The sequence below is a fragment of the Microbacterium sp. AC132 genome, from assembly GCF_979258525.1.
In genome coordinates this window covers 2,585,846-2,606,656 of the sequence record NZ_OZ409862.1, presented here as the reverse complement: position 1 = coordinate 2,606,656, position 20,811 = coordinate 2,585,846, and the positions used below count along the sequence as shown (strand labels likewise).

General features: G+C 69.4%; 16 protein-coding genes. 5 read left to right on the top strand and 11 right to left on the bottom strand.

The features are described from left to right. Position 1: 1 nt before the first annotated feature. The 6 genes from ACZZZQ_RS12440 to gabT form a co-directional block, all read right to left on the bottom strand. On the bottom strand, positions 2 to 1,366 hold the full coding sequence (locus tag ACZZZQ_RS12440; RefSeq protein WP_463507677.1) for an NAD-dependent succinate-semialdehyde dehydrogenase: 1,365 nt from the start codon (positions 1,364 to 1,366) through the stop codon (positions 2 to 4). A 25-nt stretch (positions 1,367 to 1,391) separates the two neighbouring features. Beyond that, positions 1,392 to 2,858, bottom strand: coding sequence for an NAD-dependent succinate-semialdehyde dehydrogenase (locus tag ACZZZQ_RS12435; RefSeq protein WP_463507676.1), 1,467 nt, complete (start codon positions 2,856 to 2,858; stop codon positions 1,392 to 1,394). A 49-nt stretch (positions 2,859 to 2,907) separates the two neighbouring features. Next, positions 2,908 to 4,452: an APC family permease gene (locus tag ACZZZQ_RS12430; protein ID WP_056279777.1), complete on the bottom strand. Its 1,545-nt coding sequence runs from the start codon at positions 4,450 to 4,452 to the stop codon at positions 2,908 to 2,910. Then, entirely contained in the window at positions 4,452 to 5,336 is an 885-nt protein-coding gene (locus ACZZZQ_RS12425; protein ID WP_053097452.1) for a universal stress protein, read from the bottom strand. Before ACZZZQ_RS12425 ends, ACZZZQ_RS12430 begins: the two co-directional genes overlap by 1 nt. Then, complete coding sequence (locus ACZZZQ_RS12420; protein WP_363521250.1) at positions 5,336 to 6,718, bottom strand: flavin monoamine oxidase family protein; 1,383 nt, start codon at positions 6,716 to 6,718, stop codon at positions 5,336 to 5,338. Before ACZZZQ_RS12420 ends, ACZZZQ_RS12425 begins: the two co-directional genes overlap by 1 nt. A gap of 111 nt (positions 6,719 to 6,829) precedes the next feature. Beyond that, on the bottom strand, positions 6,830 to 8,197 hold the full coding sequence (gene gabT / locus ACZZZQ_RS12415; RefSeq protein WP_463507675.1) for a 4-aminobutyrate--2-oxoglutarate transaminase: 1,368 nt from the start codon (positions 8,195 to 8,197) through the stop codon (positions 6,830 to 6,832). A gap of 116 nt (positions 8,198 to 8,313) precedes the next feature. Between gabT and ACZZZQ_RS12410 the strand changes: the two genes are divergently transcribed. Next, positions 8,314 to 9,822 carry a PucR family transcriptional regulator gene (locus ACZZZQ_RS12410; RefSeq protein WP_072591661.1) on the top strand — a complete coding sequence of 503 codons (1,509 nt, stop codon included), beginning with the start codon at positions 8,314 to 8,316 and terminating at the stop codon, positions 9,820 to 9,822. Positions 9,823 to 9,903: 81 nt separating this feature from the next. On the opposite strand, the gene ACZZZQ_RS12405 is transcribed toward ACZZZQ_RS12410, so the two are convergent. From ACZZZQ_RS12405 to ACZZZQ_RS12395, 3 genes are all read right to left on the bottom strand, one after another. Beyond that, positions 9,904 to 10,530 carry a TetR/AcrR family transcriptional regulator gene (locus tag ACZZZQ_RS12405; RefSeq protein ID WP_053097456.1) on the bottom strand — a complete coding sequence of 209 codons (627 nt, stop codon included), beginning with the start codon at positions 10,528 to 10,530 and terminating at the stop codon, positions 9,904 to 9,906. Positions 10,531 to 10,566: 36 nt separating this feature from the next. Beyond that, a complete protein-coding gene (locus tag ACZZZQ_RS12400; RefSeq protein ID WP_372983957.1) occupies positions 10,567 to 12,120 on the bottom strand; it encodes a glucoamylase family protein in 1,554 nt (517 codons plus the stop codon). Positions 12,121 to 12,253: 133 nt separating this feature from the next. Further along, a complete protein-coding gene (locus ACZZZQ_RS12395; protein WP_463507674.1) occupies positions 12,254 to 13,705 on the bottom strand; it encodes a helix-turn-helix domain-containing protein in 1,452 nt (483 codons plus the stop codon). A 136-nt stretch (positions 13,706 to 13,841) separates the two neighbouring features. On the opposite strand from ACZZZQ_RS12395, the gene aceA reads away from it, so the two are divergent. From aceA to ACZZZQ_RS12380, 3 genes are all read left to right on the top strand, one after another. Further along, a complete protein-coding gene (gene aceA / locus ACZZZQ_RS12390) occupies positions 13,842 to 15,167 on the top strand; it encodes an isocitrate lyase (protein WP_053097459.1) in 1,326 nt (441 codons plus the stop codon). Between the two features lie 24 nt (positions 15,168 to 15,191). Next, positions 15,192 to 16,859, top strand: coding sequence for a malate synthase A (gene aceB, locus ACZZZQ_RS12385; protein ID WP_463507673.1), 1,668 nt, complete (start codon positions 15,192 to 15,194; stop codon positions 16,857 to 16,859). A 111-nt stretch (positions 16,860 to 16,970) separates the two neighbouring features. Next, on the top strand, positions 16,971 to 17,405 hold the full coding sequence (locus ACZZZQ_RS12380) for a hypothetical protein (RefSeq protein WP_295100798.1): 435 nt from the start codon (positions 16,971 to 16,973) through the stop codon (positions 17,403 to 17,405). A gap of 453 nt (positions 17,406 to 17,858) precedes the next feature. Here the strand turns inward: ACZZZQ_RS12380 and ACZZZQ_RS12375 are convergent, their stop codons facing one another. Continuing rightward, complete coding sequence (locus tag ACZZZQ_RS12375; protein WP_372983960.1) at positions 17,859 to 18,929, bottom strand: AraC family transcriptional regulator; 1,071 nt, start codon at positions 18,927 to 18,929, stop codon at positions 17,859 to 17,861. A 145-nt stretch (positions 18,930 to 19,074) separates the two neighbouring features. Then, complete coding sequence (locus ACZZZQ_RS12370; RefSeq protein WP_053097462.1) at positions 19,075 to 19,584, bottom strand: Lrp/AsnC family transcriptional regulator; 510 nt, start codon at positions 19,582 to 19,584, stop codon at positions 19,075 to 19,077. A 115-nt stretch (positions 19,585 to 19,699) separates the two neighbouring features. Between ACZZZQ_RS12370 and ald the strand changes: the two genes are divergently transcribed. Then, a complete protein-coding gene (ald, locus tag ACZZZQ_RS12365) occupies positions 19,700 to 20,794 on the top strand; it encodes an alanine dehydrogenase (protein ID WP_053097463.1) in 1,095 nt (364 codons plus the stop codon). The last annotated feature ends 17 nt before the right edge of the window (positions 20,795 to 20,811 follow it).

The following is a 20,811-nucleotide window of genomic DNA, read 5'->3' as shown; positions in this document are numbered from 1 at the left end:
CTCAGCCGATGCGGATCAGCTTCTTGTTGACGAACTCGTCGGCGGCGAGGTGACCCAGCTCACGCGACGTGCCGCTGCGCTTGATGCCGCCGAACGGCAGCTCGGGGCTGTCGGCCAGCACCAGGTTGACGTAGACCATGCCCGCCTCGATGTTGTCGGCGACACGCTCGGCCTGCTCGGCATCGGTCGTGAAGACGTACGAGCCGAGCCCGAAGGTCGTGTCGTTCGCGAGGGCGACAGCGGCATCCTCATCGGCGACCCGGTAGACGACCGCCGCGGGGCCGAAGAGCTCCTCGCGGTAGACGTTCATGTCGGGCGTCACGTCGGCGAGCACGGTCGGGGCGAAGAACGCCCCCTCGCGGGTGCCGCCGGTCAGCAGCGTCGCTCCCTGCTCGACGGCCTGGTCGATCTGCTTCTGCAGGTTCTCCGCCGCCGTCTCCGACGAGACCGGGCCGAGCACGGTGTCGTCGAGCGTCGGGTCGGTCGCCTGCACCGATGCCATCGCGGCCGTGAACTTCTCGACGAACGAGTCGTACAGGTCGTCGACGATGATGAAACGCTTCGCGCCGTTGCACGCCTGGCCGTTGTTGTCGAGACGCGCGTCGACGCCCGCCTGCACGGTGGCGTCGAGGTCGTCGGTCGAGAGCACGATGAACGGGTCGGACCCGCCGAGCTCGAGCGCGACCTTCTTGAGGTTGCGTCCGGCGATCTCGGCGACCGCTGCGCCTGCGCGCTCCGAGCCGGTGAGCGAGACGCCCTGCACGCGCGGGTCGGCGATCATGTCGGCGATCTGCTCGTTGGTCGCGAGGACGTTCTGGTACGCGCCCGTCGGGAATCCGGCGTCGTGGTAGATCGCCTCGATCGCGGTCGACGACTCCGGGCACTGCGGAGCAGGCTTCAGCAGGATCGTGTTGCCGACGATCAGGTTCGGCGCAGCGAAGCGGACGATCTGATAGGCCGGGAAGTTCCACGGCATGATGCCGACGAGCGGTCCGAGCGACGACCGGCGCACGATCGCCGAGCCCTCGCCGAGGATCGCGATCGGCTGGTCGGCCATGATGGCCTCGGCCTGGTCGGCGTAGTACTCGGCGATGTCGGCGGCGAAGTCGACCTCTCCGAGGGCGGCCTCGCGGGGCTTGCCCATCTCGCGCACGAAGACGTCGGCGAGCTCCTCGCGGCGCTCGCGGTGCAGCTCGGCGGCGCGACGGAGGAGCGCTGCGCGCTCAGCCACGGTCGAGGACCGGGACCATTCGCGGTGCGCCTCGTCGGCGGCCGCGACGGCCTCCTCGATCTGCGCATCCGTGAACGTGTCGAAGGACGCCAGCGTCTCTCCGGTGGCGGGGTTGATGACGGCGTAATCGGTCATGTTCTCTCCTCCTCTGGCCGACCGGTCAGGAGACCGGGATCAGCGTGTACTTGGTGGACAGGTACTCGTGGATGCCCTCGAGACCGCCCTCGCGGCCGACGCCGGACTGCTTGACGCCGCCGAAGGGGGCTGCGGCGTTCGACACCACGCCCACGTTGAGACCCATCATGCCGGTCTCGAGCCGGTCGATCATCCGCTGCCCGCGCTGCAGGTTCTCGGTGAACACGTACGAGACCAGTCCGTACTCGGTGTCGTTGGCGAGACGGACGGCCTCGTCCTCGTCCTCGAAGGTCGCGATCGCGAGCACCGGGCCGAAGATCTCCTCGCGGAGGATCGCCGAGCCCGCCACCACGTCGGTGAGCACGGTCGGCTCGTAGAAGGTGCCCGTGCCCTCGACGGCCTTGCCACCCGCGAGCAGGGTCGCGCCACGCTCGACGGCGTCGTCGACGAGCTCGCCGGCCTTCGCGACGGCATCCTCGTCGATCAGCGGGCCGATGGCCACGCCCTCTTCGGTGCCGCGGCCGATCTTCATCGCGTTGACGCGCTCGGTGACCTTGCGGCCGAATTCCTCGGCGACGTCCTTGTGCACGATGAAGCGGTTGGCAGCGGTGCACGCCTGGCCGATGTTGCGGAACTTCGCGGCCAGTGCGCCGTCGACGGCCTTGTCGAGGTCGGCGTCGTCGAAGACGACGAACGGCGCGTTGCCGCCGAGCTCCATCGACACGCGCAGCACGCCCTCAGCGGCCTGGGCGATGAGCTTGCGGCCCACCTCCGTCGAACCGGTGAACGACAGCTTGCGCAGGCGCGGGTCGGCGATGATCGGGGCCGAGAGCGCCGACGACTTGGAGGTCTGCACCACGTTCACGACACCGGCGGGGAGGCCGGCCTTCTCGAGCAGCGACGTGAAGAACATCGTCGTCAGCGGCGTGAGTGCCGGGGGCTTGATCACCACGGTGCAGCCGGCGGCGAGCGCCGGCGCGATCTTGCGAGTGGCCATCGCGAACGGGAAGTTCCACGGCGTCACGAAGAACGAGGGGCCGACGGGCCGCTGCGAGACGACCATGTGGCCGGTGCCCTCCGGGTTGATGCCGTAGCGACCGCTGATGCGCACGGCCTCCTCGCTGAACCAGCGGAGGAACTCGCCGCCGTAGCCGACCTCGCCGCGCGCCTCGGCGAGCGGCTTGCCCATCTCGAGGGTCATCAGCAGCGCGAGATCCTCCTTGTGCTCCTGCACGAGGTCGAATGCCCGGCGCAGGATGTCGCTGCGGGTGCGAGGTACGGTCGCGGCCCATGCGTCCTGCGCGGCGACTGCCGCATCCAGCGCGCGGATGCCGTCACCCGGGGTCGCGTCGGCGATCGTGCGGATGACCGCACCGGTCGCGGGGTCCTTCACGTCGAACGTGCCCCCGGTCTCGCCGTCGATCCACTCTCCCCCGATGAAGAGGCCGGTGGGGATGCTGTCGAGCAGCGCCTGCTCAGTCTGAGTGCTCATGGAATCTCTTTCTGTGGGGAGGATGGGATGCCGGTGCCGCGGGATTCCGTCAGCGCCGGCGGTTGCTCGCGGGAGCATCCATGCTGAGGGTCTCGCCGCGGAAGAACGCCGGGCGCTTGATGGACTGCCAGATCATGATGACGATGCCGATCACGATGATGCCGACGCCGAGGACGAACACGAGTCCGAGGCCCCCGATGTTCGATCCGCTGCCGTAGGCGGGGTCCATCGAGTCGATGAGCGTCGTGACGAACAGGACGGCGAGGATCGCACCGCCGACGAGCGGGAACAGGAACGTGAAGAAGAAGCTCCTGGCGGAGTCGAACCACTGCTTGCGGAAGTACCAGACGCACGCGAACGCGGTGAGGCCGTAGTAGAAGCAGATCATCATGCCGAGCGACAGGATGGTGTCGGTGAGGACGTTCTCGCTGACGAGGCGCATCACGGCGTAGAAGACGGACGCGACGACGGCCGACACGATCGTCGAGTAGCCCGGCGTGAAGAACCGCGGGCTGACCCGTGCGAACTTCTTGGGCAGGGCGCCGTAGTGCCCCATCGCCAGCAGCGTGCGAGCGGGTCCGACTGCGGTCGACTGCAGCGAGGCCGCCGAACTCGACAGCACCGCGAGCGAGACCAGGAACGCCAGCGGTCCGAGGATCGGATCCGAGAGCGCGAAGAACACGTTCGCCGAGATGTCCTCGTTCGCGAGCCCGTAGTCGCCCGTGCCGACGCCGGCGAACATGATGAGGCCGATGGCTAGCAGCAGGTAGAGGGCGACGACGACGACGACCGTGACCATCGCGGCGCGCCCCGGCGTCTTGGCCGGGTCCTTCGTCTCCTCGTTCATGGTGAGGACGACGTCCCAGCCCCAGAAGATGAAGATCGACAGCGAGAGCCCTGCGGCGAAGGCGCTGAAGGACGGAACCTCGAACGGGTTGAACCACGACCACGAGAAGGGGGTCGGCTCGGGAGCGTCTCCGGAGACGGCCTTGACGATCGCGACGGTGGCGAAGACCACGAGCACGAGCACCTGGAAGCCGACGAGGATGTACTGGAACTTCTGCGTCGTCTGCATGTCGCGGTACGACACGAGCGTCGCGCCGAGCATGAAGAGCAGGCACACGACGACGTTGATGATCGGGTTGAACGCCAGGTCGGCGATCTCGGGGTTTCCGCTGAGCTGGGCGATCAGCAGGAAGAGGAACTCGACCGCGATGCCGGCGAGGTTCGACAGCACGATGACGGTGGCGGCGATCAGGCCCCAGCCCGTCATCCAGCCGATCCACGGCCCGAACGCCCGCACTCCCCACGTGAACGAGGTGCCGGAGTCCGGCATCATGCGGTTGAGCTCGCGGTAGCCGAAGGCGGTCAGGAGCATCGGGATGAAGCCGACGAGCATGATCGCGGGCACCTGGGTGCCGACGACGGCGACCGTCGGGCCGAGCGATGCGGTGAGCGTGTAGGCCGGCGCGATGGTCGAGACGCCGATGACGACGGCTCCGAGCACTCCGACGGCACCCGCGCTCAGCCCCTTCTGCGAGATGCCGGTCGTCACACCGGATGCGGGCTCCGTCGCCCGGTTCGTGCTGCTCATCAGCGGACTCCTGCTTCGGCGCGGGTGCGCGGGACGACGATCATGGGAACGGGCAGTTCGTGCAGCATCTTCGCTGCGGTCGAGCCCAGGAACAGGCGGCGCGGCTGCGCCAGGCGACTGGAGCCGACGAGGACGACCTCGCCGGGGAGCCACGAGAGGTTCGCGACGGCATCTTCGACGGTGTCGCCGGGGGCCTCTTCGACCTCGGCCTTCAGCTCGTCGGGCAGCAGGCTCTTGGCGACCTCGAGCACGTCGTTCGCGTGCGCGTCGCCGACCACGCGGATCGCGCCGGTGTCGAGACCGGGCGGCACGTCGAACGGCACGAGCGAGACGAGGCGCAGGCCGACACGGGACTCGGTGGCGATCGCGGCGGCCTCGTCGAGGAGGTTGTCGGCACCCGCGCGGTTGCCGACCGCGGCCGTCACGCGAGGAAGCACGTGATCGTCCTGGTCCGCGGTGCCCGCGGGGGCGAGCGCGACGGGGATGGTCGACGAGTGCAGCAGCTCCGACGCGACGCTGCCGAGGCGGTGGCGGCCGAAGATGCTGCCGCCGGCCGTGCCGATGACGATCAGCCTGGCGCCGAACTCCTCGCCGGCGGCGATCAGCCCTTCGGCGAAGGACTCGCCGAACCGCACGTGGCCCGTGCGGGTGAGCTCCTGCGGCAGTCGGACGACCGCATCCTCGAGCCATTCCTTCGCCTGGCGGCGGATGTGGTCCTCATACGCCCGCTCGGGGGGAACGGCCGCGCTGCGGGTGCCCTCCGACGGCAGCACGATCACGAGGTGCAGCACCGCGCCGAGGCTGCGGGCGAGCCGCGCGCCGAGCGCTGCGGCATCCGCTCCCGCATCCGTCGCGGTGTAGCCGACGACGACCGCCCCGGTCATCAGCCGACCTCGGCGGTGTCGCCGGCGGCGCGCGTCGCTTCGACGATGTTCGAGGCGACGAGGTGCCCCATGCGGATCGCGCCGTCGACGTGCTGATATCCGGCGCCCGCCATGTCGCTGCACGCGAAGTGGATGGGGCCGACGGCCGAGCGGAGGTCGGCGCCGTAGCGGTGGAGTCCGCCCATGTCGAAGCTCGCCGCGTACGCTCCGCGGGTCCACTCCTCCGTGCCCCAGTCGCTCTCGTAGTAGACGACCGGGTTCTTCGCCTCGTCGCCGTAGTAGTGCGAGAGGGACTCGAGGATGCGCTCCTTGCGCTCCTCGGCCGACAGCGTGAACAGGTCGTCGGCGTTCTGGTCGCTGACGAAGCCGACCAGGGTGCCGCGCTCGTCGCCGTGGTTCGTGTTGTCGTACGCCTCGTGCGCGAGCTCGTACGGGCTGAACGCGGTGCCGCTGAGGCCCTGCTCGCGCCAGAACGGGCGGTCGTAGACGGCGTGCACCTTGATGACGAAGCCCATCGAGATGTGCTGGTGCATCTGGTGCTGGCGCCGGGGAAGCGGCGGGACGAAGGCGATACGGCTGTAGAGCACCGGAGCATGCGCGAGGATCGCGAAGCGGGCGCGCACGGTGGTGTCGTCGGTCGTGGCGGTCACACCGTCGACGCCCCATTCGAGCGAGCGCACCGGCTGGTTGAGGATGACGTCGTCGCCCAGGCGCTCGGCGAGCAGCAGCGGCACCTTCTGCAGACCGCCCACCACCCGCTTGTCGAGGATGAAGTCGGCGTCGACGAGGTTGGAGTACGACCCGGCGGATGCCGCCATGAGCAGCGACTGCAGCAGCGAGAACGAGTGCGTCGGCTTGGTGAGCATCGCGGAGCCGGTGGCGAAGGCGAGATTGCGCACGGCCTCGTCATCGTCGGTCTGCACACGCAGCCAGGCGTCCCAGGTGATCGAGTCCCATTCCTTCGCGAGCGGGTGCTCCCACGGGCGGTCGGGGTCGATCTCGGCGACCATGGCGTCGAGGCGCTCGGTGATCTCGGCGATGACGGCCTCGGTCTCAGCGGACACCGGGAACATCTCGCCGGTGAAGCGATGCGTCTGCCCGTCCGGACCGACGTAGACGCTGTCGCCCTCGCGGTAGCGGCTGTAGGTCTCGAGCCCCAGCTCGTCGATGGTGTCCTTCAGGGCGTCCTGGTCGGGCGAGACCCACTGGCCGCCGATCTCGAGCATGGCGCCGTCGATGACGTCGGTCCACAGTCGTCCGCCGACGCGGTCACGCGCCTCGAGTACGGCGACCGACAGGCCGGCCTTGCGCAGGTCGTTCGCCGCCGTGAGCCCTGCGGCTCCGGCTCCGACGATCAGCACGTCGCGAGTGATCTCAGCCATCTGCTTCTCCTTCATTGGAAAGGTTGTGCCGGCCGCGACTCGAAATCCCCCGATCCTCGTCGCGGCCGGACGTGTGGTGGCAGTCGCGGACGAACCGCGGCTGCTGGTCTGTCAGCCCGCGGTGGCGGCGAGCGCGGCCGCGACGACGTCGAGGCCCTCGTTCAGGAGGTCGTCGCCGATCGAGAGCGGCGGGAGGAACCGGATGACGTTGCCGTAGGTGCCGCACGTCAGGACGATGACGCCCTGCGCGACGCAGGCCTTGGCGACCGCGGAGGTGAGGGCGGCGTCGGGCGCGTTGGTCTCGGGGTCGACGAACTCGGCGGCGATCATGGCGCCGTGGCCGCGGATGTCTCCGATGCGGGTGTCCTTCTCCTGCATGGCTCCGAGGCGTGCCGTGAGGATCTCGCCGATCTCGCGAGCGCGCTCGATCACGCCGTCGTTCTCGAACACATCGATCGCGGCGAGCGCCGCAGCGCAGGCGATCGGGTTTCCGCCGTAGGTGCCGCCGAGGCCGCCTGCGTGCGAGGCGTCCATGATCTCGGAGCGCCCCGTGACGGCGGCGAGCGGCAGACCGCCCGCGATGCCCTTGGCGGTGGTGATGAGGTCGGGCTCGATGCCGAAGATCTCGCTCGCGAACATGTGGCCGGTGCGGGCGAAGCCGGTCTGCACCTCGTCGGCGATGAACACGACGCCGTTCGCGCGGCACCACGAGGCGATCGCCGGGAGGAAGCCCTCCGCCGGGACGATGAAGCCGCCCTCTCCCTGGATCGGCTCGATGATGACGGCGGCGAGGTTGTCGGCGCCGATCTGCTTCTCGAGCTGCAGGATCACGCGGGCGGCGGCCTCTGCGCCGTCGAGACCGTCGCGGAACGGGTACGACATCGGCGCACGGTACACCTCGGGGGCGAACGGGCCGAAGCCGCTCTTGTACGGCATCGACTTCGCCGTCAGCGCCATGGTGAGGTTGGTGCGGCCGTGGTAGCCGTGGTCGAAGGCGACGACGGCCTGGCGACCGGTGTGCTTGCGGGCGATCTTGATCGCGTTCTCGACAGCCTCGGCGCCGGAGTTGAACAGGGCGCTCTTCTTGGCGAAGTCGCCGGGAGTGAGGCGGTTGAGCGCTTCGGCGACACCGATGTACGACTCGTACGGCGAGATCATGAAGCAGGTGTGCGTGAACTGCGCGGCCTGCGCGGCCACGGCTGCGGCGATCTTGGGGTGCGCGTTGCCGACGGTCGTCACGGCGATGCCGGAGCCGAGGTCGATCAGCGAGTTGCCGTCGGCATCCACGACCACTCCCCCGCCGGCGGCGACGGCCGCGACGGGAACCGTGTGCCCGACGCCGGCGGCGACGGCATCGGCCTTGCGGGCGAGGATCTCGGCCGAGCGGGGGCCGGGAAGGTCGGTGACGAGACGACGCTCCTGGGGGAGGTCGGGTCCGCCGAGCGGGACTGCAACAGCTGCGGTGTCGAGGAGAGCCATGTCCGTGAGCGTACGACCGCATCCGACGTCGGCGCATTCGCCCGGCTGTACAATCTGGGAGAGATCATCGCCCGACCGTATAAGCGCTGATCCGGATGCCGAGAGGACCGCAGCGCATGGACGACGCCGAACAGCCCACGCTGCGCGCTCTCTTCCGGCGCCGCGATCTCGGGCTCGTGCTGATCTCGGACGCGGACGGCCTTCCGGACGGCGCCCTCGATCGCCCCTTGCGGTGGGTGCACAGCTCCGACCTCGCCGACCCGACGCCGTTCCTCGCCGAGGACCTCGCACTGCTGACGACGGGCACCCAGTTCGACGTCGGCACCGATTTCGACGTCTACGTCGGGCGGCTGGCGGATCGCGGGGTGCTCGGCCTCGGATTCGGCACGGACGTGCACCGTGCCGCGATCCCCGACGAGCTGATCCTCGAGTGCGCACGCCGCGGGATCCCCCTCTTCGAAGTCCCCTATCGCACGCCCTTCATCGCCGTCGCCCGCGCGCACTCCGAAGCGATCGCGGCGCAGGCCTACGCCCGCAGGTCGTGGGCGCTCGACACCCAGCGCGCACTCGCACTGGCCGCGCTGCGCCCCCGCGGACTCGACGCGACCGTCGCAGAGCTCGGCCGTCGCCTGGATGTCTGGGCCGGAATGTACGACGCGTCCGGCGCCCTGCAGCTGTCGCACCCCCGATCGGCCGTCACTGCAGGACGACTGACCGAGCTCGGCGAACGGGTCACCGAGATCCTCACCCGTGGGCTCGAGGCCGGGCAGTCGCTCACGATCGACGATCAGACGTTCACGCTCTTCACGGTGGGGCGCGGCGGACACCTGCGCGGGGTGATCGCGTTGGCTGTCGATGCGCTCGACGCCGAGGCGCGCACGGTCGTGACATCGGTGATCGCGATGGCCGGACTCGCGCTCGAGCAGAGCGACCAGCTCGCCCGCAGCAAACGTCGGCTGAACTCGCAGCTGCTGAGCTCGCTGCTCGACGACGATCCGTCCCTCGCGCGGAAGGTCCTCGGCTCGATGCCCTCTGCACCCGTGGTGGTCGCGATCGCCGCGGATGCTCCGACCGGCCCGTTCGCCGACTGGTGGGATCGGCGCAGGGCCGAGCACGGCACCGCCAGCTTCCTCGCCGAATCATCCGAGGGCGTGGTGCTCTGCCTGTCCATGGCCGATGACGCACTGCTCGACGAGGTCGCCACCCGGTTCGGCATCCGCATCGGCGCGTCGGGGTCAGAGTCGTACGACGCGTTCTCCCGAGCCCACGCACAGGCGCTCGCGGCGCTGCGCCAGCAGTCCGGCGCCGGGGTGTTCCACTTCGCCGATGCCGCCGGATCCAGCATCCTCAGCGCACTGGCCACGGATGAGGCCCGACTGGTCGCCGAATCGCGACTCGCGCCGATCCGCGACCACGACGCGCGATCCGGCGGCGACCTCGAACGGTCGCTGCGCACCTGGCTCGAGCACGATGCGAAGGCGGATCCTGCGGCGGCGGCACTCGGTGTGCACCGCCACACGCTGCGGTCGCGGATCGCCCAGGCCGGAGCGCTCCTGGGAAGCGACCTCTCGTCGTTCCCCGCCCGCGCCGAGCTGTGGACGCTGCTGCAGACCGCACGGGACTGAACCGGGGTCCTCGACCGAACGGCCGGCGGTCCCCGCCCGGCGGAGTGGGCGGATGCCGGGCCTCCGCCATCCGCGCGCCCTTCAGTCGGGCCGTCGTTCGGCGGGGTGGAGGTAGCGCCCGACGAACTCCTCGAAGAGCGGGACCATGTCGACGGAATCGTCGAGGAGCCACTGGAGCTGGATGCCGTCCATGACCGCGCTGATCAGCCGGGCCGCCCGAGCGGGGTCGATGTCCTCGCGCACCTCTCCGTCGGCCTGACCTCGCCGCAGGATCTCTTCTGCGGCCACGGCGCGCTCGCGGTATCGGGCGGCGAAGTCGGCGTGCGACGGGTGGTCGGGGTCTGTGGCCTCCGCCGAGACGATCGCGTAGAGCGCGGTGAGACCCCGCGAGGTCTGGTTGTGCGCGACGACGCGCGTGGCCTGTTCGATCAGGGTGTGCTCGGCAGGGTCGCCCGCCGCCTCTCGTACCTTCTCGTCACGCTGGTGGAGCACCTCGGCGAAGAGCTCCTCCTTGCCCGCGAAATGGTGCAGCAGGCCGGTCGGCGTCACACCGACGCGCTTCGCGATCTCCCGCAGGGATCCACCGTGGAATCCCGTGCGGGAGAACACCGCGAGCGCTTCGTCGACGATCGCCTGCCTGCGCGCCTGGCCGGTGGCGTAGGGACCGCGAGGCCGTCGCGCCGCCATCGGCTGCTCATCCGTGCTCATGCGCCCGTCCTGTCTCTCGGCGCGAACGCGCGGACCTCAGCCGTGGTGGCCGTTCCCCGTTCCCCACGACGAGCCGAACACCTGCTGCCGCATGGCGGGCCGCAGGCGCTGCTCCATGTCGCGATCCACGAAGTAGTCCTTGAGTGTATCTTTCGTGAGCTCGTTGCCGATCGCGGCCATGATCATCGACTGGTCGAGCGACAAATAGCGCTCGGCGATCGTGCCGCTCTTCACCGCCACCGCGTCGAAGAACCCGCCGGGGCCGTAGGCGCCGAGGTCCGTCTCGATGCCGCGCAGGTTGTCGAGCGCGCCCGTGCGATCATACGGAAGCGCCAGGAACGCGGCATGCGGCGTCACGACCCCGTCACCGAACTCCGGAGCGGGATCGGTGCCCGTGGTGCATCCGGGCCTGTCGATGTCGACGTCGGTCTTCTCCGCGTCCGAGGTGTACCCGTCCGCCCGCATCCCGGCTACGTCGACCCCGTACTCCGCGTACCCGCCGAACGGGTCGCTCGCGGGTGAGAAGCCCCAATAGCCGTATCCGGCCTCGTCCAGCCCGTGCTGCTTCTGCACGGCGACGGTGATCGGGTGGTTGAGCTTCCACGAACGCGGACCCCACGTGGTCTCCGGCACGAGCAGGTCGGGCATCAGCGACTCGAACATGCTGCCACCCCAGCTCGGCACGAACGACATCCCGTCATATGCGTAGGCGCCCTCCCACACCTCGACGCCGTCATAGGTGCGGTACTCGCCCTGGGGGAGCTGCTCCTGCCACGCCCAGTCGCACCCGGGAGGCATCGTGCGATGCGTGCCGTACAGGGCCGTGGCCGGGATCTGACCGTTCGCGATGCCGAGGTAGGTCGCGATGCGGCTCTCGCTCACGGTCGTGTCGTAGTGGTGGCACGTGTAGAACGCGGTGTCCCCCGAGCCGTTGTACATCGGCGCCTCGACGCTGCAGTCCGGCGGAGCCGCATCCCAGAAGCCCCCGCGGTTCGTTCCTGCAGGGAGTCCTGCCGCGCCTTCGGGGTCGAAGAACGCCGCGAAGTCCATGGAGTCGTACAGCGCGTCCGCCTGCTGCGCGAGGTCGGGCTCCGCTTCGCGGACGATGCGCAGTGCGGCGGCGAGCCACCCGTTGTCGACCGTGCTGAGGAACGGGTGCACCGGGTCTCCCGAGTCGGGCCATGTCGTGAGCTTCTCGCCGGTCGTCGGCGAGTACCAGTTGTAGAACATGCCGCTGGCGTCGTTGCGCTCGAGGGTTCCGAGCGTCTCCAGCGTCGTCGACATGCGATCGCGCGCCTCCTCGTCGCTGATGACTCCGAGGTCGCGAGCCGTGACCGTCGACCACAGGTATCCGCCGATGTTCGTCGGCGAGGTGTAGGCGCTCGGCGTCTCGAGGTCGCCGCTCACGTTGTCGGCGGGAAGGCCGGTCTCCTCATCGGTCATCGCGTCGAGGGAGTGCCAGGTGTCCACCGCCCAGCGGTTCAGGTCATCGGTGCCGGGGCGTCCACCGCCGGCCGTCGCGGGCCCGGCGACCGTCAGGCCCGCAGTCACGAGTCCGATCGTCGCCAGCGTGCTCATCCATCGCTTCATCGTGTCTCCTCATCGAGAACGGCGCCGCCGAGCGCGGCGCTCCGACCTGCGAAAACCTAACAGGTGTTCGTTGTTCGCTCAACCCTCTCCTCGTGACAGGAAGGCGACCGGGATCCACGCCGCGTGCGGGCGCTCAGCGCGGCGCGTGCGCCTCGAGGAACTCGTACACATCCGTCGTGTCGACGCCCGGGAAGGCCCCGGTCGGCAGCGTGGCGAGCAGAGTGCGCGGGGTCCTGACGTTCGGCCAGGAGTTCTCGCGCCACCGCCCTTCGAGGTCGGCGGGCGCCCGGCGGCAGCACACCTCGACCGAGTGCTTCGAGACTCCGCGATGCGGGGTGTCGCGCCCGACGAACCACTTCGTGTCGTCGAATCGCACGCCGACGCTGACCGAGTGCAGTCCCTCACTCGACGCCTCGACGCGGGCCGTGCACCAGTAGGTGCCGTTGCCCGTGTCCGTGTACTGGTAGTACGGGTTGAAGCGGTCGTCCTCGTCGAACACCACGCGGCTGGTCCATCGGCGGCAGCACATCTGCCCCTCGATCGATCCGAGGCGATCGGTCGGGAAGTTCACGTCGTCGTTCTCGTACGCCTTCGTGATCGTGCCCGACTCGTGCACCTTGAGGAAGTGCACGGGGATGTCGAGGTGGCGCGTCGCGAGGTTCGTGAATCGGTGCGCGGCGGTCTCGTACGACACCGAGTACGCGTCGCGCAGATCCTCGATCGAGATCGCCCTGCGCGTCTTCGCATCCTTCAGCGCCGGCACGACGTGGGCCTCCGGCACCAGCAGCGCCCCGGTGAGGTAGTTCGTCTCGACGCGCTGGCGCAGGAACTCGGCATAGCTGCGCGGCTCGGAGTGACCGAGGATGCGGCTGGACAGCGCTTGCAGCACCGCGGTCCGGGCATCCCCCTTGGCCGGGACGCTGCTCGAGAGGTACAGACGTCCGTTCGCGAGGTCGGCGACGCTGCGGGTGGTCTGCGGCAGGTCCGGGGCGTAGTGCAGGGTGAATCCGAGGTACGCGGCGATCTCGGAGGCCGTCCGCTGGGTGAGGGGTCCGCCAGGGTGCCCGACCGCCGCGAGGATCTCCGCCGCCTTCGTCTCGAGATCGGCGAAGTGGTTGTCCTGCCGCCGCATGAGGTGGCGGAGCTCGACGTTCGCGCGCCTGGCCTCCTCGGGAGTGGCCGCGCGCTCATCCTTGAGCCGGTCGATCTCGCCGTGCAGTGCGAGCAGGGCCCTGAGCGCGTCCGTCGGCATGCTCTTCGCGATCCGGAAGGGCTCGATGCCGAGAGCCTGGAACGTCTGCCCCTTCATGGCCCGTTCGAGGGCGATCTCGATCGCACTGCGTTCATCGAGCGGCTCGCCCTCGAGCAGCGCGTCGATCGTGACGCCGAGAGCGCGCGCGATCGACTGCAGCTGCGTGAGCTTGGGCTCGCGCTTGCCCGTCTCGATCATGGACATCTGGCTGGGCGCTCGATCGACCGCCGCCGCGAGGTCGTCGAGGGTCATCCCGCGCGCCGTGCGCAGCTGACGGATGCGGCGTCCGATCGTGAGGGCGTCGGCGTCTTCTTCGACCGCTGGAGTGCTCATGCGGCCGATTCTGTCACAGAAACAGAATTTCGGCTGATCTTCACTCCCCGATCGGCCATCGACGGGTGCGAAGTTCACACACAGTGGAAACACGCCACCCGGCTTCACGGTCCGGGCATCCAACGGAGGAGACACCATGACGAACACCGCCCAGAACCACACCCCTCGCCCCGCAGGGCTGCGCGCCGGGGACCAGGTTCAGACGGCCGCCGAGCTCCGGGAGATCTGGGAGACGGATCCCCGCTGGGACGGCGTCGAGCGCACGTACACGGCAGAGGACGTCATCCGCGTCCGCGGCTCGGTCCGCGAGGACGCGACGCTCGCGCACCGCGGAGCCGAGAACCTGTGGAACCTGCTGCACACCGAGGACTACGTCCGGGCACTGGGCGCCTACACAGGCGGGCAGGCGGTGCAGCAGGTGCGGGCGGGCCTCAAGGCCATCTACCTCTCGGGCTGGCAGGTCGCGGCCGACGGCAACCTCGCCGGTCAGACCTACCCCGACCAGTCGCTGTACCCCGCCAACTCGGTGCCGGCGGTCGTGCGTCGCATCAACAACGCGCTGATCCGTCAGGACCAGCTCGAGCACGCCGAGGGCGACGTCACGCAGGACTGGCTCGCGCCGATCGTCGCCGACGCCGAGGCGGGCTTCGGAGGACCGCTCAACGCCTACGAGCTCGCGCAGTCGCTGATCCAGGCCGGCGCCGCGGCCATCCACTGGGAGGACCAGCTCGCGAGCGAGAAGAAGTGCGGCCACCTCGGCGGAAAGGTGCTCGTGCCGACGCAGCAGCACATCCGCACCCTGAACGCCGCGCGTCTCGCCGCCGACGTGGCCGGAGTCCCGACGGTGATCATCGCCAGGACGGATGCCCTCGCGGCCGACCTGCTCACCAGCGATGTCGACGAGCGCGACCAGCAGTTCACCACCGGCGAGCGCACGACCGAGGGCTTCTACCGCATCCGCCCCGGCATCGAGTCGGTCATCAGCCGAGGCCTCGCATTCGCGCCGTACGCCGATCTGCTGTGGGTCGAGACGGGAGAACCCGACATCGAGCTGGCACGTGAGTTCGCCGCTGCGATCCATGCCGAGTTCCCGGGCAAGCTGCTCGCCTACAACTGCTCACCGAGCTTCAACTGGAAGCGTCACCTGTCGGACGCCGAGATCGCGACGTTCCAGCAGGAGCTGGCTGACCTGGGCTACAAATTCCAGTTCATCACGCTCGCCGGCTTCCACGCCCTGAACCACTCGATGTTCGACCTCGCCCGCGGCTACGCCGATCGCGCCATGAGCGCGTACGTCGAGCTGCAGGAGGCCGAGTTCGCCGCGGAGGCGAACGGCTACACCGCCACCAAGCACCAGCGCGAGGCGGGCACCGGCTACTTCGACGTCATCTCTACCGCGCTCAACCCCGACAGCGCGACCCTCGCCCTCGCCGGCTCCACCGAAGCCGCGCAGTTCCACTGAGCCACTTGTGAAGGACACACGATCATGACCACTCCCACCGCTCCCCCGACCACCAGCCCGACCACGGCTCCGATCCAGACCACGCAGCAGGGTCCGGCAATCGCGGTCACCGGTCCGCTGCGCGACCGCTACGACGAGATCCTCACCCCCGAGGCGACCGCGTTCCTCACCGAGCTGCACCACCGGTTCGCCTCGCGCCGCCACGATCGGCTCGCCGACCGGATGCGCCGTCGGTTCGAGATCGGCAACGGCCACGACCCGCGCTTCCGCGACGACACCGCGCACATCCGCGCGGATGCCGACTGGCGGGTCGCAGGCGCGGGGCCGGGTCTCGAGGACCGCCGCGTCGAGATCACGGGTCCGACCGACCCGAAGATGACGATCAACGCACTGAACTCGGGTGCTCGCGTGTGGCTCGCCGACCAGGAGGATGCCACGAGTCCGACCTGGAAGAACGTCGTCGAGGGGCAGCTGTCGCTGCGCGACGCGATCCGCGGCGAGCTGTCCTTCCGCTCCCCCGAAGGCAAGGAGTACCACGTCACCGCCGAGCGCACACCGACGATCGTGATGCGTCCGCGTGGCTGGCATCTGCCGGAGAAGCACCTGCAGTTCACCGACCGCGCGGGGCGCCGCACGGCGGCATCCGGCTCGCTCGTCGACTTCGGCCTGTACTTCTTCCATAACGCGCAGGAGCTCATCGCGAACGGTCGGGGCCCCTACTTCTACATCGCGAAGATCGAGTCGAGCGAGGAGGCGAAGCTGTGGGACGACGTGTTCTCCTTCAGCGAGGAGTACATCGGCATCCCGCACGGCACCGTCCGCGCGACCGTGCTGATCGAGACCCTGCCCGCGGCCTTCGAGATGGACGAGATCCTCTACGAGCTGCGCGACCACTGCGCGGGTCTCAACGCCGGGCGCTGGGACTACATCTTCTCGATCATCAAGAACTACCGCGGCCGCGGCGCGCGTTTCGTGCTCCCCGACCGCAGCGAGGTCACGATGACGGTGCCGTTCATGCGGTCGTACACCGAGCTGCTCGTGCAGACCTGCCACAAGCGGGGCGCCTACGCGATCGGCGGCATGAGCGCCTTCATCCCGAACCGCCGCGACCCCGAGGTGACCGAGCGGGCGATCGAGAAGGTCTCCGCCGACAAGAAGCGCGAGGCCGGCGACGGCTTCGACGGCACGTGGGTCGCGCACCCCGATCTGATCCCCACAGCACTGGCCGAGTTCGACGCCGTGCTCGGCGACCACCCGAACCAGGTCGGCCGCCAGCGCCCCGAGGTCATGGTGACCGCGTCGCAGTTGCTCGACCTGCACATCGGGCGGCCGATCACCGCGCAGGGTGTGCGCGACAACGTGTCGGTGGCCATCCGCTACCTCGAGGCATGGCTGCGAGGGCTTGGCGCCGTGGCGATCGACAACCTGATGGAAGATGCCGCGACGGCGGAGATCAGCCGTTCGCAGGTGTGGCAGTGGATCCACCAGGACCGCTCCACCGAGGACGGCACCGCGATCACCGCCGACTACGTCGAGAGCCTGATCGCGGAGGTCCTCGGCGAGGTCGACCGGCACGACGGCGACAGGTTCGACGATGCCGCCTCGGTGTTCCGCGACGTCGCCCTGCAGGAGGAGTTCCCGGCGTTCCTCACGCTCGGCGCCTACAGCAGGTTCCTCGTCGAGGAGGCCTGAGACTCTGACGAGGAGCCCCTCGGCTGCCGATGGCGGCATCCGAGGGGCTCCTCGTGCGTGATGCGGAGGACCGCCGGAGCCCGCCGCCGCCAGCGGGCGTAGCCTGAGAACATGAGCGACGTGTGGTCCGACATCTCGTCCGAGTTCCTTCACCTCTACCCGCGAGGGCGCCGACTGATCGCGGTCGCCGGAGCGGATGCCGAGCGCTCGCGTCGAGCGGCGGACGACCTCGCGACGGCGCTGACCGCCGCCGGGCAGCACGTCGAGCGTGCGCACAGCACGGATGCCGATGAAGCGGCGTTGCGCGGCGACGTGATCGCTCCGTTCCGCGCCGGCTCCGATCCGGCGACGGTCCTGATCGTCTCGGGCCCGGCAGCGCTGCTCAGCCCGACGGCGAGGGGCCTCTGGAACTTCATCGTGTGGCAGCTCGCCGGTGATGAGTCCCCGCACTCGATCGCCGGCGCGATCGTCGACGTGACGGACCCGGCGGCTCCGACGCGGCGTTTCGCCGACTACTGCGCGCTGCCTTCCTCGTTCGGCGCGTGACGCCGAGGGGGATTCGCGGGTGCCCCGGTCTCCCCTGACCGAAGCACCCGCACGTCCACCCGCGCCCTCGCGCAGGTGGTCCGTCATGCCCGACGCTTTCGCGCCTGTCCCCCGAACTTCCGGACGGGCGATCCCGCCGCGTCCGGAAGCCGTGACGGCCGATGCGCCAGGAGCGGAGCTCCGTCGCGATCTGCCGTCATGGCCCGCCTGGGGACACGGGCAGGTTCAGGTTAGGAGCGGCTCCGACGATCCGGAAGCGCCGCAGGACGTTGCGTCACCCGGTGCGCTCGGCCCGGCACGCAGAACCCGCGTTGGCACCAGATTCGCGAACATGTGTCACTCTCTGTCGGGGTCGGCGAAGCAGCCGGACAGCACACGGCAGGCCCGCGCGGGCGCGCGCGTCGGTCCGCGACGGACAGCCCCGACCGGGTCGGCCCGATGGGCCGGCCTCGGTCAGGCGGTGGGGGCGGACTGCTCGTCGCTGAGCAGCATCGCCTCGGCGAGACGCGGCGGCTGCGTGCGGGCCGCGAGGCGGAAGGCACTGGGACTGTGCCCCACGTGCCGGGAGAACTGGGCCCGAAGCGCGGACGCGTCGGCGAAACCGGAGCGGGCTGCGACCGCCGCAAGGTCCTGCGGGGGCGTCGACAGCAGCTCTTCGCGCGCCGTCACGAGACGCCGACGCAGCAAGCGGTTCGCGGGGCTCTCGTCGGCACCTTCATACAGGCGGAACAGCTGGCGACGGCTGACGTGCAGGTCGGCGGCGAGCTCTGCGATGCCGAATGCCGGATCACGATGCCGCCGCTCGATGATGCGCCCCGCCTCCGCGCGGAACTCACTCGTCCGGCTGGTCTCGCCGTCGCCGGGGAACTGTCGGAAGAGCCCTCGCACGAGCGCGATCAGCGCCGCCTCGGTGCCGGCGAGCGCCCCCTGACCCTGATCCGGATCCTGCGCCCACTCGAACAGCATCCGCGCGAGTGAGGCTCCCGCTGCCCGGGTGAGTGGGGTGTCCGGGAACATGTCGGCCCCTCGAGCGAGGACGTGCCGATAGCCGGGGAGGGCCGCCACGGGAACGACGACCCCGGTCGAGTTGGTGACCCCGAACTGCTCGACGGCCGATGGGCCCAGGCTCGACATGAAGCCGACGCGGCCGACGCCCATGGCCTGCACCCCCGCCGCGGTGTTCAGGCGCTGCCCGCCCTGCTGCACCATCCCGACGATGATGATGTCCTCGCCCTCGGCGATCGCTCGCTCGTAGCTCACGGTGTGCGCCGTCTCGAGGGTGCTGTAGAGCATGGTCGAGCCGATGGACCTGCGAAGCAGCGCCGCCTCGAACGCATCCGGGTCGTCGGCCTTCATCGCGCCGAAGTTCGACAGCTGCAGCATGCCGATTCGACCGTCGAGGCGAATGACCTGCTCGGAGAACCACGAGGGAAACGCGAACGCCTCGGCGCCTCCGATCGATGACGACCACAGTCCACCCGAGAGCCGGGCGAGCCAGCCGGCCAACTCCGCGTCGTCGATCATTCGCCCCATCGCAACCCCCAGCGGAAGCCCGCCGCGTGCGCATCGGCTGCTCCGTCCCCGCCCTCACCCTAGGTTCGCGCCAGGAGCCATGCAATATACGTTGCGTGCGGCCGCGACAGCGGCGCGCCGCCAGCCGTCGTGCGTGTCAGCGGAACGACGCAGCCACCGAGTTGCGGTGATAGTCGAACACGATGCTGGTCCTGGTCGAGGCGACGCTGCTCTGGGCCGACAGATGCTCGAGCACGAACTCGCGCATCTCCGATGAGTCGGCCACCGCGATGTGCAGCAGGAAGTCGTCATCCCCGCCGAGGAAGAAGACCTGGATCACCTGGGGGAGAGCGCGCACACGGTCGGCGAACTCGACGATGCTCTCGCGCCGAGCGCTAGGCCGAAGGCTCACTCCGATGATGGCCTGCAGGCCGGCGCCCAGCTTCCGCTCGTCGACGCTGGCATGGAAGCCGCTGATGACTCCGCGTTCGACGAGTGCGCGCAGACGCGCGTGCGCGGTCGACGGTGCGACTCCGAGGTGACCCGCGAGCTCGGCGTTCGTCATCCGACCGTCCGCGCTCAGCAGCTGTACGATCCTCGCGTCGATGGCGTCGAGAGCCGGTGCCCGAAGGGTGTTCGGCTGAGGGGTTTCGGGTGACGTCTCCATGCGAACGATTATGCAGGAATCACCCCAAGCGCGAATCTTCTTCAGGCATTCTGTCGAATGATCGAAGTTTCTGCGATTCTGAAATGCACTCACGCAACCGTCACTTGGAGGATCGATGAAGATCGGCGTGCCGACCGAGGTCAAGAACAACGAGAACCGCACCGCGCTCACCCCCGCAGGCGCAGACCGTCTGGTGCACGAGGGCCACCGCGTGCTCGTGCAGTCCGGAGCGGGCGTCGGTTCAGGCATCTCCGATGAGGCCTACCGGATAGCCGGTGCCGAGATCGTCGACACCGCCGAGGAGACCTGGGGCGAGGCGGAGCTGCTCATCAAGGTCAAGGAGCCGATCGCCCAGGAGTACGGGTTCCTGCGCTCGGATCTCACCCTCTTCACCTACCTGCATCTCGCCGCCGACCGAGCGCTGACCACGGCGCTCGTCGACGCGGGCACCACCGCCGTCGCCTACGAGACGGTGCAGCTGCCCGACCGCAGCCTCCCTCTGCTCGTGCCGATGAGCGAGATCGCGGGGCGCCTGTCCGTGACGATGGGATCCTACTCCCTCATGCGATCCGCAGGAGGACGGGGCGTGCTCATGGGAGGCATCGCGGGCGCCCCGCGCGCCAAGACCGTCGTGATCGGCGGCGGTGTCGCCGGTGAGCACGCGGCCGCGAACGCGCTCGGGCTCGGATCACAGGTGACCGTCATCGACATCTCGCTGCCGCGACTCCGCGAGCTCGAGCACCGCTACGGCGGTGCTCTGCAGACTCGCGCGTCGAGCCGGTACGACATCGCCGAAGAGCTCGCGACGGCCGACCTGGTCATCGGATCCGTGCTCATCCCCGGGGCTGCGGCGCCGAAGCTCGTGACCGACGACATGGTCGCGACCATGAAGCCCGGATCCGTGCTGGTCGACATCGCCATCGACCAGGGCGGATGCTTCGAAGGCTCGCGCCCCACGACGCACGACGACCCGACGTTCGCAGTGCACGACTCCATCTACTACTGCGTCGCGAACATGCCGGGCGCAGTGCCCGAGACGGCCACGCGCGCACTGACCAACGCCACGCTCCCCTATGTCTCGGCGATCGCCGGCAAGGGGTGGGAGCGTGCAGCAGCCGACGACGCCGCACTGGCCCAGGGCCTCAACGTCCAGGGCGGCCGCATCACCCTGGATGCCGTCGCGCGCGCGCACGGCATGCACACCGCCTGAGCGGAGAGCATCAGCAC